This window comes from Cellulosilyticum sp. ST5, from assembly GCF_046529625.1.
In the GTDB taxonomy this organism is placed as follows: Bacteria; Bacillota; Clostridia; order Lachnospirales; family Cellulosilyticaceae; genus Cellulosilyticum; species Cellulosilyticum lentocellum.
In genome coordinates, this window is record NZ_CP132338.1 from 2,692,746 (window position 1) to 2,706,991 (window position 14,246).

The window sequence follows — 14,246 nt, forward strand, 5'->3', positions numbered from 1 at the left end:
TAAACTATATGTCAACATACCCTGTCTTTCCTGCCTTTGTTAAACTTTTATTCAATAAAATCCACTTTTTCATCTTAAACAATTTCACAATTTCTTGCTTATACTCTTAAAACAAATCCGCCTTTTAGAAAAAAAGAAAGGGTAAAGCCTAAGTCCTACCCTAACTTACTTGCATATTTAATTAAAATACTGACTCAGGTGTTTTGGTCCGTTATATTTATCTGCTTACTATAATACCCCCTACTACTTACTGAATGGGGGCTATGCCCTCCCTCTGTGACTTTATGCGTTCAAGAATATCGTTTACTGTTGGCCTATTTGAATTGAATATTGCATATTGATTGTGTGCATCCCTAGTACCTGGTGATAGCAGGCGTTCTTTACGTTCTATACTCATTTCTTTTTTCATTCTTCTGCCCCACGTACTGTTTTTCATTTTCTTCAAGCTATCCTTTTCAATTTGTCTTATTCTTTCTACAGATAAATTAAATACATCTCCAAGCTCCCCTAATGTACAAGACTTGCAATCAAACCCATATCTAAATTTAACTATCTGCCTTTGTTCTAATGATAATCTTTCATGCATGACTTGTTCCATTTCTTCATGTAGCTGCTGATAATAAATACTATCTTCTACTTTACACATTCCTTCTTCATTATCCGTTATGGTATCAAGTAACTCTACTTCTTCTTCATCTCCATAAGCTGGCCTATTTAGGCTTATCTCATCATTGGTATTTCTGTTATCAATAAATCTCATAATCTTTTGCTTTATCCATAGAGCTGCATAGCTACTAAATTTAGTTCGATTCTCCATATCAAACCTATATTTACGTGCTGCCACCATAACACCAATAGCTCCCTCTTGGCATAGATCATCGTAATCTATACTAGCAGTTTTACCTGTGTAGAACTTGCTAGCTATTAATCTTATTAACCCATTATTTTGTTCAATAATAGCTTCTAAGACATTATAATCATCTGATAGCTGATATTGCATTACTAACTCTTCATTAGTCATACAATCCCTCCTAAATAAAAAATAAGCACCTCATGTAGCATTATTTCAGCTACACAAGGCGCGCTATTATCCTATACAGTACCCATTCTCATATTTACTTGTGCGTTGTTACATATGTCCACTAAATCATTTAAATCTTTTATGCGTGATATATCAGCATTGATTGTTAAGTTATAGGTGGCTCCACTATTCATAATTTGTTCTGTTTGGCTGTTATTAATAACTTTCTCTCCACCACCAAAATACACTAGCTCTCTGCCTTGCTCTCCTACCATGTGCCAGCCTTGTGTAGCGTAGTTGGTACCAGTATAATATCCTCTTCCTGTTCCGCTACTACCAACACTATCATTAGCACCTACATTTACTTTAGCTGCTTTAAGCTTTAAATCTAACATTTCATTGTATTGAGCAATGATTTCTTTGTTGTTACTTTTTACAATTTCATCTGTTTCATTCCACGCATCCATAATAGCTTTATCTAATTCAACATTTTTCTTTTTTGTCTCTTGCTCATCAATTAATGCTTTTTGTCTGTCTAAACTAGAGGTTCTTTGTACTTCATCTTTCTTTCTAAAAGCTTCTATTTCAGCATCTATTGATTTTTCATATTCAGCCAACTCTAATGCTTTTATACGAGCAAGTTCTAAGGCATTGGCACCGTTCTTTTCATATAGACTATCTAGGCGCTTTTCTTCTTCAGACATTAATTTGCTCTTATACTCAGCGTATTCATCATCTAGATGTTCCATTTCATAATTGAATTCTTTAGCTCTAGCTTTTAAGCTGTCGTATTTCTCATCTGTTAAAGCCATAATCTGTTCAAAACATTCATCCCACGTACTAGGTAGCTTTTCAACTTCTGTTTTTAAGCCATCCGTTAATTCTTCACTAGATGCTTTCATTTCATCCATATTTTCTGAAAAGCTAGTCTTAAGTTTTTCTACTGGTTCAATGGCAACTCCAGGCAATTTATTAAGTTGTTCAATACAAAAGTTAATACCATCAATTAAACCATTAGGAATAGCTAGCAATGCATCCCCTATAGATTGCATAGCCTTAGTTACTGGCTCTTTTATACCTTCAAACCAACCTACCATTGTGTCCACTATTGGAGACAATACTGACATAACTGCTGTACTTATACCGTTAACCATGCCAAAAACTGCACTTAGTAATCCGTTAACAATTTCAATAACAGGACTTATGGCCGCCATTATAAGCTTAAAAGCTTCAATAATCGGTTTAAATTGATTAAATAGACTTTGCAGTACACCGCCTACTAAATTTCCTAGCAAAGACATTATAGGTTCTAAGCTTTTTAATACATCACCAATCATAGAGTTAAATGTTCCTAATGCTGGTAATAAACCATTGCCTAGGCTTACACCTAAACTATCAATAGTATTTTGTAATGTCTTTTGGCTATTAGCGTAACCATCACTAGTACGTGCAAAATCTCCTTGTGCATCTGCAGTAACAGAAAGTAGATAATTATAACGAACCATTACTTTTTCTGATTCTGACATTTTATTGTATGGCTGTTCTAGTCCTTCTGCTAAAGCATATGCGCTAAGATTAGCTTCTGTCATTATAATACCTACTGCTTTTAACGGTTCAGTTTCACCTAACAAACCTGCTCTAATCTTATCAAATGATTCTTCAATTTTTAGATTTTTAAATGAAGCAAAATCACCTGTCAATTCTGCCACTTTTTTTGACATATCAATTGTTTCTTTTGAAGTCAGCCCCATACTTTTTAGTATAGAACCCATTGTGGATGAGAATTTCTTGGCTTGTAATTCAGATAAACCAAAAGCATCTGCACTCTTTTTTGCCCATTCATTTATTTCATTAGCATTAGATCCAAACGTAACATCTATAACGTTTTGTATCTCACTTAAATCACTGGCTAATTCAATACCATTAGAAACAAATTCTTTTAGGCCTTCTATAGCACTTGCAATAGCTTGTGTGGCCATTTGCATCAACGCACTTGTAGCACCAGCCACAGCACCAGTTAGTATTGAAGCCATACCACCAGCAGAAGAAAACATACTTCCTAAGTCATTTAGTGATGTACCAAACAATTGTGTTTGACCTATGTTGTCACGGATTGTTTGCCCTAAGCTAGCAAAACCACCTATGGCTTGTCCTGTGCTATTTCCTGCTTGCTGTACTGCTCCAGTTAAGCCGGTAATCTGTTGTTGTGCTTGTTGTACCCCTGTAGCCTGCACTTCTACACTAAGTGTTGCTAAATTTAATGCTGCCATCTTATACCTCCTTTCTATATGGGTTTACTAAGAGCTTATTAAGATTCTTTCATAAAATCGATATACCCAAAATAGATAGCATAGAGGATATTAATAGGCATTTCTTCAAAGTCACTAGCTTGATAGGTAACACCCTCTTGATTGTTGTTTAAAATAAGCGTAGTTGCCTCATTAAGCAAGTTTAATTTCTCTTCGGTACTTTCAACCTTGTCAAGCTTATTTGTATAGCTATCTAATAAAAGCAGCTGTTTTTGAGTAGGTTTATTGATGTTTAACGCTGAACCATCCATCATAGTTACATTCCATACTTTATTTACAAGTGTAGTTAAATCCAATTTCTTCATATAGTCTTTTTCTCCTTAATATTATTTAAAATTTGTACACTCTCTATAGCATAATCTAAATACCATATATACAACTCATGGTATGCTTCCTCTGTAAAACCTTGAAGATCATTCTCCGAAAATAATAAGCCATCAAAATTGTTATTAAGAATAACTAACGCCAACTCTTTTAGTAATTCAGTTTTATCATCTTTAGCGTTGATTTCCTTTGCTCTACTTAGCAATTCTTTACTTTGTGTAGTTGATGGCTTTTTAATATGTATTTCCATGCCATTAGGAAGCTTTAGTTTCGCACTAGCTTGTTTCATCAAGTATATTGCTTTCATAGGCCTATACCTCATTTACATATAGCGTATTTTCCCTATATACCTTGTCACCCTTAGTCGTTTCTCTAAGCTTAAGACTAGCGTTAATTGATAACTGAGCACCCGGTACTACTTTATCAGCTAGCTTAATATCTTTCTTAGTGATAGTGAATTTTAAAGGACCTTCCCCTGTTTCTCCAATAAATACACATACGTTATCTTTCTTTACTACAATCTCTTTTACTGTTACTAGAAATTCCACGTCTACCCCTCCAAACCCATTACTCTTCTTAAAACTTTCATGTTTTCCTGTTCTTTTTCTGCTTGTTCACGCTTTAATCTTTCTTCATTTGCTTGTTGTTGCTGAACTTTTCCATCTTCAACTAATTGTACTAATCTTTCCGCTTCTGTCATGATTACACCTCCAATTTATAAGCAATTTGACCTATTCTCTCTACGGAACTATACGTTAAATATTCAACATTGATAGCTTTATTAAGCAGCTTTACATTATTGTTTAAGAGCTCTAATTGCTCTTTTTCACAAGTAAACTTGTCTTTATTGTTGGAATACCATTTATGAATCACTTTTAAATCTCTGCCATCCACTTGCTCGCTAATAATAGTTAAATCTGATGGTATTTGTTCAACAGCGTTTTTAGCTTCTAAAAATTCATTTATAGCATTGCCTAATTTATTGATAGCTTCATGCACAGCCTGTTCTTTCTTTTCGATTTTAATTTCTGCTAGTTTACTTTCTAGCTCCTCCTCTATATCTCCATTAAAATGGGCCTTAAAGACTTTAGATCCAATAGCATATTGTAATGGTGATAAAGTTGAATTAATATCAGTAATCTCTGCTTCTATAGTCTTAATTCTATCCATAACACTCTGATCTAGTGAAATCGCGAACTCGTCTTTATACTTTTTGATTTCGCTTTCTTTAACATCCTTCTCAGCAATTAATCTGGCAACTTGTTGCTTTAATTCATTAATACTCTGCTCTCTACTAGCTATCTGTTGTTTTAATTCATCTAAAAACATGTTCATTCTCCTTTTCTTCTCATAAAAAATAGCACTCTCACAAGTGCTTAGGTGTATTTGTAATAAAAAATATTTTGTGTAACCATTCATGGGCACCCCATCCAACCAAGTGGGGGCATAGCCTATCCTCTACCAACCACGCTACGCTCAGCTATACTCTGCGCGAAATACTTGTAATACGAATAGTAGTTATTGTAAACTAATCATGCAACCACTTGACTATCAATGGATTGTAAAATCACCTTTAAACGTAACAAGTGTAAGTTTAGTTATACTGTGCTTTAATTAACAAAACAATCACCATCATCACCGGATAATGTGATAATTATCTGTTCAGGTTTTTCTGATATGTTACACTTGGTGTCTAAGTATCCATTAAGCTTCATTATATCTTCTGCCGCTTTCAATGCTGTTCTACTATCCGGACACTTCATTAGGTTCATCATGGTATTCAATGCTTCCGTTAATCCGTCCTGGTATATCTTCTTACACGCTTCATGATAAGCATTGAGGAATAATTCATTATCTAGCCACCGGTACAATGAGACTCTAGGGATGCCTAATGTCTCACAAGCTTTAGTCTTATTGCCACCGTTAGAAATAAGCTCACAAATTACATCACGCTGCCTTTGATCTAGCTCTTTAGCAAATGTAAATGTTCCATCTTCTAATCTATTTCTATTGTAATTCTTAGCCTTTTCATTACCCATAATCTATCTCCTTCCGCAATTATTCTAATAAAAAAAGGACTGGCCAATTAGCCAATCCTCTATGATTTAATTATAGTCTTTACTACCCGACATATACAATATGATACATCCGACTTTTATACGACAATTAAAGGTTCTATCTTGTTTATGATGCTCTTAATTCTCCTGGACACTGTATCAGGGTTAACTTCTAATACGTTAGCTACATCATTTACTTTACGCTTCTTAAAGTATCTTAGTTCTATTAATTTTAATTCTTCTTCTGTGAGTACACTTAAAGCATTATCAATTATCTCTGCTTCTATTAACTTATCGTTTATCTTAGCTTCTAGCTCTCGCTTAGCTGTTTCTTTATATACGAACTCTAGTTCAACGCTAGAGGTTACTTTATTAGTTGGTGAACCCTGTTTAATGCTACCGTATCCTATGCCATGTACTCCTATGTATTCTCCTTCAATACGCTGCTTCTCTAATTCTAAGCGCCTAATCTCAGCTTTAAGTACTGGATAATTTTCAAGTTTTTCTTTAACCATCCACTCACCCCTATTTTTTAATTTTGTCATTTATAAACACTTTGTCATGTAGTATCTCATAGTACCTACGTAAGTAACATTTCTTATCCTTTTTAGTTAATGCAATCATTAATATGTTACAGAATTCTTCTCTACTAACATCAAAGTTACCTGCTCCAAACACATTAAATCCTGAATCATACATAGCATTAGCTATTTCTTTTACTTCTGCTCTTGTAATATTCATATCTATTCTCCTTTTATAAGGCATCTATTGACATATAGCCATTTTCGTCAAGTATATTCCTTTTATTGATCTTCTCCCTGTAAATAATCTCTCCTGTCTCTTGGTCAATATACGGGCCTTTAGCTTGCATACTGCTCTCTTCTTGCGCTGATGCATCTATGTAGTCGAGATAACCTCCATTGAAGAATGTGCTGCCATGTTTTATATATTTGCTCTCCTTACCTTTACACTCATTAGAATAAGCCACTACACACCTCTCAATTACTTCATATCCGTACTTATCTATTAATTTAGGTAGTTGCTTAATAGCCTGTGCTTTACCCTTTTTATTAGGATAAATAGACCATAATCGCTCTACTTGTTGAGCATATTTATTTTTCTTTTCTTTCTTATCTTTATTACTTTCTTTATTAGGTGTTAGGTCTTTGTTAGCTCTTTGTTGGCTCTTTGTTAGGTCTTTGTTAGAGTCTTTGCTATATTGTTCTACATCATGCTGATAAAACTCCCAATTTACAATGCTAATAAGTCTTCCTGTCTTTGTTGATTTGTTTGTTAAAAAACCTAGCTTTTCAAATCTTAATAGTGCTGTCCTTACATTTTGTATTGTTATCCCTTTTCCACATTTACTCACTATACTATCTAAACTAGTCACAAATTGTCCCTCTTTTACTGAGAATTTATTGCCATTCCACTCCCAATCATTCTCTTTAAAATTTGCCATTAGTAATAGTGTTATTAATATAGATTTTTGTTCAGGCGTCGAATTTAACCATATAGGTTTATCCAGTATCTCTCTATGTACTCTAATCCATCCGTCTATATTATCACCACCTTAAAGTTCTTGTCCCAAGTATTCATTAATAAAATCATCAATAGCCGAATATGGTACCAATATCTTATTGCCAATTTTAATACTTCTAAGTGCTCCGCTCTTACATAGCTGATATGCCCTGCCCTGTCCTATCCCTATTATTTTGCCTGCTTCTTTAGGAGAACAAGTTAAACTCTCTATCTTCTTTTTTTGCTCAATAACTTTTTCTGTTAGATTTTCTACTACTTGGCTCATTATTCAATCACTTTCCCCTCTATAATTTCAAAACCATCTAAACACTTCTCTATAATCTTCTTGATGTCTTGATACTGCTCGACTCTAGTTATGTAGTTATCTATATCTAATGTTCCTTCTTCTCTTAACATATACACAATCTTGTTAATTAGACTCTGCCTTGTCATAATTTATCCTCCTTAAAAATAGCTTATCATGTTTTTTTCACTGTTTTTTAAAATTGCCTTTCAGTCTTAAAAAAGTTGCATTTTCATATAAAACAATTTATATTTAGCAGTAACTAAATATGCATTCAAAGCATTGGTAATACTATATTTTTCAGGTCACATCTAAGATAGAATAAATCTATATTTCTTTAAAAAAAATATAAAATAGGTCAATATTTTTCTTAAAGCGCTTTAAACTATATTCCCTAGCTTTATTCATTGAGTAGCAAGGTCTTTCTTGATTTTGCTTGTCACGATATGACCCCACCTTAAAATTTAGGACGGCTATTCCAACACCTTCTAGGACTTCGATTACAATTATCTATATAACCCGAGCGCAAAATTACTCTGAGCTATTGCATTTTATAGACTCACACGTTAAAATTAAAGTGCGAATTTAGTTTTAACGGTGAGCCTTTGATTAATGCCATGTGGTGTTAGTTAAGGGCTTCTTCTCTTTGTTTCATTACTACATCTTTAAATGCTACAACAAAATTTAAGGCTGTTTCATGAGCTTCAAAGCTATTATTATCTCTAATATTTTCAATCAAATAGTCAAAAAACATTGGTAAGTTACTTGTCTCTACTTGTTCAACCATTTCCAACATCTCTTTTGCAAATGTTTCACTATTCATATATATCAGCTCCTATTCATTTATAATCTCACTAATTTCGCCTTCAATTCTCCAGAACTCTCCATAAATAAGTTCCGCCATTTCTTCTGTTGTAAAAGGCCTTTGTTCACCTGTTGACTCGTCTGCTGTTGTATATTTAGCTACTTCAAAGATATAATCGCTAAAACCATTTACAAGATCTTCAATAACTTTTTTATTTTCTCTATCAATCTCACATTCGATAACTTCAATAATTTCTTGCTTACGTTCATCCTTTGATAAACTACAATCATCTAAACTTATAAAATTACACTCAACAGCTTTTTCTACTACTTTCTCAATCATTTCTCTTTTCATTATGTATTTCTCCTTTTCTTCAATTTACGGTTACCAACCGTTTATAGGTTATAAATTAGAATATTTGAGGACCGTCCAAAATTGGATTGTCCTGCTAGGTGAGCGAAAAATTTCCCCCACCTACCCCAAGGAAATTTTTCTCTCGGGTCATATAGCTCTCCACAAGTATGTGGTCTCCGAAAAATTTCCGACTCCTTATACGTCCACAATTTTGTGGTGGTTACTGCTATTCATTAAAATAAACTTCAACTTTAACGTGAATGCTTTGGCTATAAACCTGTACACTTCTTATACAACAATGTCTTTTGTCACGTATGTATGGTAATTTAACAAGTCTGCTTAATGTGTCTCTCAGATGATTATCCTTAAATCAAATCTTCAACTTTAACGTTAAGTGCTTTAGCTAGTTTATATACTGTTTGTGGTCTAGCTTTTTGTGTTCCTGCTTTAAATCTTGCAATTGTAACTTGACTAACTCCACTCTTTTTTGAAAGCTCTGTAGCAGAGTACCCATAGTTAGCAATAGCAATTAGCAGTTTGTTTCTGTTTATTATTAACATTTTACATCCCTCTTTTCATACAGATACAAAAGTATCTCTTTCATATTTACATTGTACGATACTTTTGTATCGTTAGTCAAGCAATACTTATTGTTTTTTTATATTTTATATATACAAATGTATCGCATAGTATTATTATTATATCAAGAGGTGATAATATATGGAGCTTGGTGAACACATAAGATTGGCAAGACACTGTAGCGAACTAACTCAAAAAGAATTAGCAAAAAGGGCTGGATTATCTGAAATAACAATAAGGAAGTATGAAAAGGGCGAACGAAAACCTAAGATTGAACAGCTTAGAAAAATAGCTAAAGCACTTGGACAAGAACCAGATTACTTTCTAAGTAATGATAACAAAAGAGTGTTATTAATAAATGATGTTAATACTAAGTTGAACACTTATTTAAAAGACAATGGCAAAGATACCAGAGCAATTGCTTTAACGCAACTTATTGTCGATTATTTAATGGATATTGAAAAAACTCATCCTGAAATTGCGGAAAGTGATTATGAAAGATACTTAGACCTAGTTACTGATTTTATATCCAATGTTTTTGATAGCATTATGCTTATTGATAATGATATGGAAAAACACTTTTTATTTTTATCTCAGGCAAATAAATTGCTAAACTTACAGATAAATGACTATAGAAAAACAATCGAATTATAATTTATGAGAGGAGCATCTCATGGCAGAAGACAATAAGAAAAAGAAAAAGCCCCGCTCCAAAGCAAATGGAGAGGGGACTATATGGCAGGAAAAACGTAATGGTAAGACCTATTATAGAGGTGCCTATGTAATTGGCTATGATGCTGATGGAAAACCTCTTAGAAAGCTGTTTTCAAGCTATAAGAAACAAGATGTTATAGATAAAATGGCGGACTACAAGTCCCAAATGAATAATGGCTTGATTCCTACATCAGATAAAATGACATTAGAACAATGGTTCCATACTTGGCTATTTGAATTTAGAATAAACAACCTTAAAGACACTTCTTTTGAACGCTATGAAGGTGTTTATAGAAACTATATAAAAGGTACTAGCCTAGGCAAGAAAAAGCTTATAGAAATCAGAACAGCAGATATTCAAGCATACTACAATATGCTCTCAGAACAAGGTAAAAGTACCAATGTAATCAAAACACTTAACAAGCACCTTAAAACCTGTATGAATGATGCTATTAAACAAGGCTATATTATGCGTAATTACTGCTCACTTGTAACTATGCCTAAGAACACTACCAATGAATTAGAGGATGATAATGAGATTACATTCTTTACTCCTGAAGAACAACAACAGTTCCTTGATTCGTTAGATAAGCATAGAAATAAGGCTTTGTTTGTACTTGCTCTTGGTAGTGGCCTAAGATTAGGCGAACTTATGGGACTAAAATGGGAAGATATAGACCTAAAGAATAATACCGTTAGCGTAACCAGGGCCATATCTCAACTTTCTAAAGTGGCTAAAGATGGTTCTCGTACATGGTCTATACTGGAACACCCTCCAAAGACAAAAAGCAGTATTCGAACTATTCCTATACCATCTAACGTAAGCAAAGAATTAAAAAGACATAAAAAGCAGCAGGATAAAGAAATATTAAAACACGGAGATTTATATCAAAAGAATGGCCTTGTTTTCTGTACTGAATTGGGCAATTATATTGATACTCGCAATTTAACTAGATCATATGCTCGTGCCCTTTCTAGAGCTGATATCCAACATAAGAAATTTCATTCAATGCGCCACACCTATGCCACAAGACTTTTTGAAGCTGACGTTCCTATTAAGACTGTTCAAAAACTTATGGGGCATAGTGATATAACAACTACCATGAATATTTACACTCATGTAATGCCAGAGAAAATGACTGAAGACGTCCAAAAATTAAATCGGCTATTTAAGTAGCTTATATTTTTTTAATTTCCTACTACACATCTACTACACATTTTTCATTATTACACACTTAAAACGCAAAAAGTCCTAGGCCTGTATCTCTTGATACTCAAAGCCTAGGTCTTTTCATTTACGCACGCGGTAGGATTCGAACCCACGACATTCTGATCCGAAGTCAGACGCTCTATCCAGCTGAACTACGCGTGCATATCTATCATATTTTAGCATAAATAGTATTGAGTTGCAATGGTTGATAACCTAGTCTATTTTTCTTGTTGTCACACAGCAACTTTTCTATTAATAAACGAATATACTCAAACAGCTGAATTAACAATATATGTAGAGAAACCACCTACTTTAGAAATATACCAAAAGCTTATTAAAGGGTGTTGTTGTAAAGAGACTATATTCTTTATCCAGATTAAAAACAATTCAAATCGAGATATAGAAAATCTAGAACTTATTAATTGGATTTATAGTAATGGGACTTTTACTATTAAATGCATTGAGCTTAAAGAAGGATGCCATCATTTACACTCCCATCATATCTCTTTCTACATTCCTCTCCTCAAAAAAAAGAGCAACTTTATATAATCTTATCTTTATGCAATAACTCAAGCCATCATATTACAAATTGCATTAAAGCTACTCATTATACTATGACTTCATCCCAAAATATAAAAAAGGAAATCTCTTTATATGGGTCAGCTATTGCTATATTGCTCACTGTAGTAATTGCCATAAAATCACATCCTTTTATACTATCTAAAATATTTTTCTATAACATACTATGAAGCAAACGACCAAAGTTGACATGCTCTAATCCTAAAATAAAAATTTGCTATTATTCCCAACTATCTTTTTGAAACTTTTTCTCTTTCTCCTTTATCTAACGAATGTAAAACACTTACAAAAAAACAAGGAGAACTTATTATGAAAACAAATAAATTTTATGCATTAGGTACTTTAACTTTAGTAGTTACAGGAGTCTTATTATCTGGATGTAATTCATCTACCTCATCACCAGAACCTACAACTTCTCCAATTACTACTAAAAAACCTAATACTGAAACTAATACGCAAACTTCAGAACTTCACGCCATTATTAAACTAATGGGTCAATCTGATTCCGCTGTGGTTGAAGCATTGGGTGAAGGTGAACCCTCTTTATCAGAAGATACAAAAGCCGTACTAACTCGTGATTATACTTTAACTTTCTTAGATACTGAAGTAACAGCTTCAGTAGCTATGAATGAAGCAGAAAAACTTAGTTTGCTATCGATTTACTTACCTGATAATGATTTCTCAGCCTGGTCCTCTAAGTTAACTTCTCTTCTAGGTGAACCTAGTTCTACTAAACAAGATAATGGTGAAGAAGCCAATGGCCTTAATGAAGCACTCTGGGAAAATGATGGTACTAGTATTTCATTAAGAAGTGTTTATGGTGCGCTAATCATTGAACTCTATAAACTTTAAGAGGTAGCTTTCTATGAAAAAAACACTCACTTATCTTATTATGATTGCACTGATTTGTAACTTACTTTTTGGCTGCAATAAAGCACTTCCAAAGCCAGAAGGTGTCACACTTCTCGACTTCCAATTAGGCGAAAGCTCCACATTTGAACAAGATACTGAGATTTCCTATCCTCTAGACGGCCTTCTTGGTATTCCTAAAGGAGATACTAACCCTGTTGTATTTATTTTACATGGCGCACATCCTGTAGAAGATGTTACTGAAACTAGATACTACAAAGGTTTTGAATATCTTGTTCGTCATCTAGCTGAAAATGGCTATTTAGCTATTTCTATTAATATGAATAGGGCTTATAGCTTGGAACCTATAGAGGGTATTGAATCAGACCGTGCTTATAATATATTTAAGGACTATTACTCACTCTTAGAAAAAGCTAATAGTGGAGAAAAAATCTTTTCATATGACCTAACAGGAAAAGCTAACTTAGATCAAATCAATTTTATTGGTCACTCTCGAGGTGGTGACAATAGTTTACATCTTACTAAAACTTTAAAGGAGCAAGGTAACTCTTCTGTACAATCTGTTCTTTTAGTGGCACCACCCTTCAATTCTCCACTCGAAGAAGCTTATACAGATATACCAACTGGTATTATCCTTCCTCAATACGACGGTGATGTAGCGACTTTAAATGGAGTTGAAGTCTTTAACTATGTTTATCTTTTAGATTCTAATCGTAAAACGCCTATAACTTCTGCTTTCCTATATGGTGGTGATCATAGTCAATTTAATACTGAATTAGCAGGCAGAGATGTTCTTTTCACTTATGAAAATGTCACCTATATCACACCTACTGAGCAACAAGATTTTCTTAAGCAATACGCTACAGATTTTCTAAACCATTTTAATTTTAATATGACTACTACAGATTTAATTGAAACACTAGGTAATGTAGCTCCTCCTAGATATCCTGTGGACTTTATGCCTTCTATTCGTTTACCAGAAGAGAAAAAACTTGTTACTCCTAACAAAAACCTTGCAGCTTTAAAGGAAAATAGGCCGAACTTATTAGTAGAGTATGCAGAGATGAGTATTGTGCCAACAGAAGATACAATTGCACCCTTTAATCATCCCTATGCTTTAAGTGAAAATATGCCGCTTTATCGTATTTCTTGGCAAGACAATGCGCTAGAGCTTACCTTTCCTATGAAAAATATGGATTTTACCAGTTTTAACTATCTTTCTTTATATATGGCAAATAACCCGACTGTCCTACTTAATGATGATAGTACGCCTATTGCTTTTGAAATTGAATTATTAGATATGAATGGGCATAAGGCAAGCTATAAGCTTGATGCACTTAAAGATTCCGCTTTAAGATATATTGCTACGCCTATCGTCAACGTATTTGAAGGCATGGATGATTTCAGCCCTTATTGGAAGGCTAAATATTATACACCATTAAGCACACAAATCATTCCACTTTCAAACTTTAGCAATCTAGATTTTAGGGGTATTGAGTCCATTACTTTAAAAGGTATTAGCTCATCTGGTTCCATCATCTTAGGTGGTATCGACTTATACTAAAATACAACTTATTGGCAATTTCTTTGCCAGCAACC

General features: G+C 33.6%; 20 protein-coding genes and 1 tRNA gene. 4 read left to right on the plus strand and 17 right to left on the minus strand.

The features are described from left to right. Positions 1 to 247: 247 nt before the first annotated feature. The 16 genes from QTL86_RS13325 to QTL86_RS13400 all read right to left on the minus strand — a co-directional run bounded on the left by QTL86_RS13325 (position 248) and on the right by QTL86_RS13400 (position 9,255). The gene (locus QTL86_RS13325; protein WP_410495093.1) at positions 248 to 1,021 is read right to left on the minus strand and encodes a sigma-70 family RNA polymerase sigma factor; all 774 of its coding nucleotides are present in this window, start codon (positions 1,019 to 1,021) and stop codon (positions 248 to 250) included. A 71-nt stretch (positions 1,022 to 1,092) separates the two neighbouring features. Next, positions 1,093 to 3,291: a hypothetical protein gene (locus QTL86_RS13330; RefSeq protein WP_410495094.1), complete on the minus strand. Its 2,199-nt coding sequence runs from the start codon at positions 3,289 to 3,291 to the stop codon at positions 1,093 to 1,095. Between the two features lie 38 nt (positions 3,292 to 3,329). Then, positions 3,330 to 3,635 carry a hypothetical protein gene (locus QTL86_RS13335; protein WP_410495095.1) on the minus strand — a complete coding sequence of 102 codons (306 nt, stop codon included), beginning with the start codon at positions 3,633 to 3,635 and terminating at the stop codon, positions 3,330 to 3,332. Further along, a complete protein-coding gene (locus QTL86_RS13340; RefSeq protein WP_410495096.1) occupies positions 3,632 to 3,961 on the minus strand; it encodes a hypothetical protein in 330 nt (109 codons plus the stop codon). Before QTL86_RS13340 ends, QTL86_RS13335 begins: the two co-directional genes overlap by 4 nt. 4 nt (positions 3,962 to 3,965) lie before the next feature. Next, positions 3,966 to 4,202: a hypothetical protein gene (locus QTL86_RS13345; protein WP_410495097.1), complete on the minus strand. Its 237-nt coding sequence runs from the start codon at positions 4,200 to 4,202 to the stop codon at positions 3,966 to 3,968. A 2-nt stretch (positions 4,203 to 4,204) separates the two neighbouring features. Next, positions 4,205 to 4,354, minus strand: a complete 150-nt coding sequence (locus QTL86_RS13350; protein ID WP_410495098.1) for a hypothetical protein — start codon at positions 4,352 to 4,354, stop codon at positions 4,205 to 4,207. 2 nt (positions 4,355 to 4,356) lie between these two features. After that, entirely contained in the window at positions 4,357 to 4,983 is a 627-nt protein-coding gene (locus tag QTL86_RS13355) for a hypothetical protein (protein ID WP_410495099.1), read from the minus strand. 281 nt (positions 4,984 to 5,264) lie between these two features. Then, positions 5,265 to 5,693: a phBC6A51 family helix-turn-helix protein gene (locus tag QTL86_RS13360; protein ID WP_410495100.1), complete on the minus strand. Its 429-nt coding sequence runs from the start codon at positions 5,691 to 5,693 to the stop codon at positions 5,265 to 5,267. A 116-nt stretch (positions 5,694 to 5,809) separates the two neighbouring features. After that, positions 5,810 to 6,226, minus strand: coding sequence for a sigma factor-like helix-turn-helix DNA-binding protein (locus QTL86_RS13365; protein WP_410495101.1), 417 nt, complete (start codon positions 6,224 to 6,226; stop codon positions 5,810 to 5,812). Between the two features lie 10 nt (positions 6,227 to 6,236). After that, positions 6,237 to 6,452 (minus strand): hypothetical protein, encoded by a 216-nt coding sequence (locus QTL86_RS13370; RefSeq protein ID WP_410495102.1) that lies wholly within the window; start codon positions 6,450 to 6,452, stop codon positions 6,237 to 6,239. A gap of 13 nt (positions 6,453 to 6,465) precedes the next feature. Next, positions 6,466 to 7,173, minus strand: a complete 708-nt coding sequence (locus QTL86_RS13375) for a hypothetical protein (protein WP_410495103.1) — start codon at positions 7,171 to 7,173, stop codon at positions 6,466 to 6,468. Positions 7,174 to 7,284: 111 nt separating this feature from the next. Next, a complete protein-coding gene (locus QTL86_RS13380) occupies positions 7,285 to 7,518 on the minus strand; it encodes a helix-turn-helix domain-containing protein (protein ID WP_410495105.1) in 234 nt (77 codons plus the stop codon). After that, the gene (locus tag QTL86_RS13385) at positions 7,518 to 7,685 is read right to left on the minus strand and encodes a hypothetical protein (RefSeq protein ID WP_410495106.1); all 168 of its coding nucleotides are present in this window, start codon (positions 7,683 to 7,685) and stop codon (positions 7,518 to 7,520) included. The genes QTL86_RS13380 and QTL86_RS13385 overlap by 1 nt, the downstream gene beginning before the upstream one ends. Before the next feature lie 476 nt (positions 7,686 to 8,161). Further along, positions 8,162 to 8,359 carry a hypothetical protein gene (locus QTL86_RS13390; RefSeq protein ID WP_410495107.1) on the minus strand — a complete coding sequence of 66 codons (198 nt, stop codon included), beginning with the start codon at positions 8,357 to 8,359 and terminating at the stop codon, positions 8,162 to 8,164. Between the two features lie 12 nt (positions 8,360 to 8,371). Next, complete coding sequence (locus tag QTL86_RS13395; protein WP_410495108.1) at positions 8,372 to 8,695, minus strand: hypothetical protein; 324 nt, start codon at positions 8,693 to 8,695, stop codon at positions 8,372 to 8,374. 365 nt (positions 8,696 to 9,060) lie between these two features. Further along, the gene (locus QTL86_RS13400; protein ID WP_410495109.1) at positions 9,061 to 9,255 is read right to left on the minus strand and encodes a helix-turn-helix transcriptional regulator; all 195 of its coding nucleotides are present in this window, start codon (positions 9,253 to 9,255) and stop codon (positions 9,061 to 9,063) included. A 160-nt stretch (positions 9,256 to 9,415) separates the two neighbouring features. Here QTL86_RS13400 and QTL86_RS13405 point away from each other — a divergent pair, with 160 nt between their 5' ends. Together QTL86_RS13405 and QTL86_RS13410 are read left to right on the plus strand one after the other, a co-directional pair. Beyond that, positions 9,416 to 9,928, plus strand: coding sequence for a helix-turn-helix domain-containing protein (locus tag QTL86_RS13405; RefSeq protein WP_410495110.1), 513 nt, complete (start codon positions 9,416 to 9,418; stop codon positions 9,926 to 9,928). A 19-nt stretch (positions 9,929 to 9,947) separates the two neighbouring features. After that, on the plus strand, positions 9,948 to 11,165 hold the full coding sequence (locus QTL86_RS13410) for a tyrosine-type recombinase/integrase (RefSeq protein ID WP_410495111.1): 1,218 nt from the start codon (positions 9,948 to 9,950) through the stop codon (positions 11,163 to 11,165). A gap of 121 nt (positions 11,166 to 11,286) precedes the next feature. Here QTL86_RS13410 and QTL86_RS13415 read toward each other — a convergent pair. Continuing rightward, positions 11,287 to 11,360, minus strand: a tRNA-Arg gene (locus tag QTL86_RS13415). A 726-nt stretch (positions 11,361 to 12,086) separates the two neighbouring features. Between QTL86_RS13415 and QTL86_RS13420 the strand changes: the two genes are divergently transcribed. Together QTL86_RS13420 and QTL86_RS13425 are read left to right on the plus strand one after the other, a co-directional pair. Further along, a complete protein-coding gene (locus QTL86_RS13420; RefSeq protein ID WP_410495112.1) occupies positions 12,087 to 12,629 on the plus strand; it encodes a hypothetical protein in 543 nt (180 codons plus the stop codon). Positions 12,630 to 12,642: 13 nt separating this feature from the next. Further along, on the plus strand, positions 12,643 to 14,211 hold the full coding sequence (locus tag QTL86_RS13425) for a hypothetical protein (protein ID WP_410495113.1): 1,569 nt from the start codon (positions 12,643 to 12,645) through the stop codon (positions 14,209 to 14,211). Positions 14,212 to 14,246 lie beyond the last annotated feature (35 nt).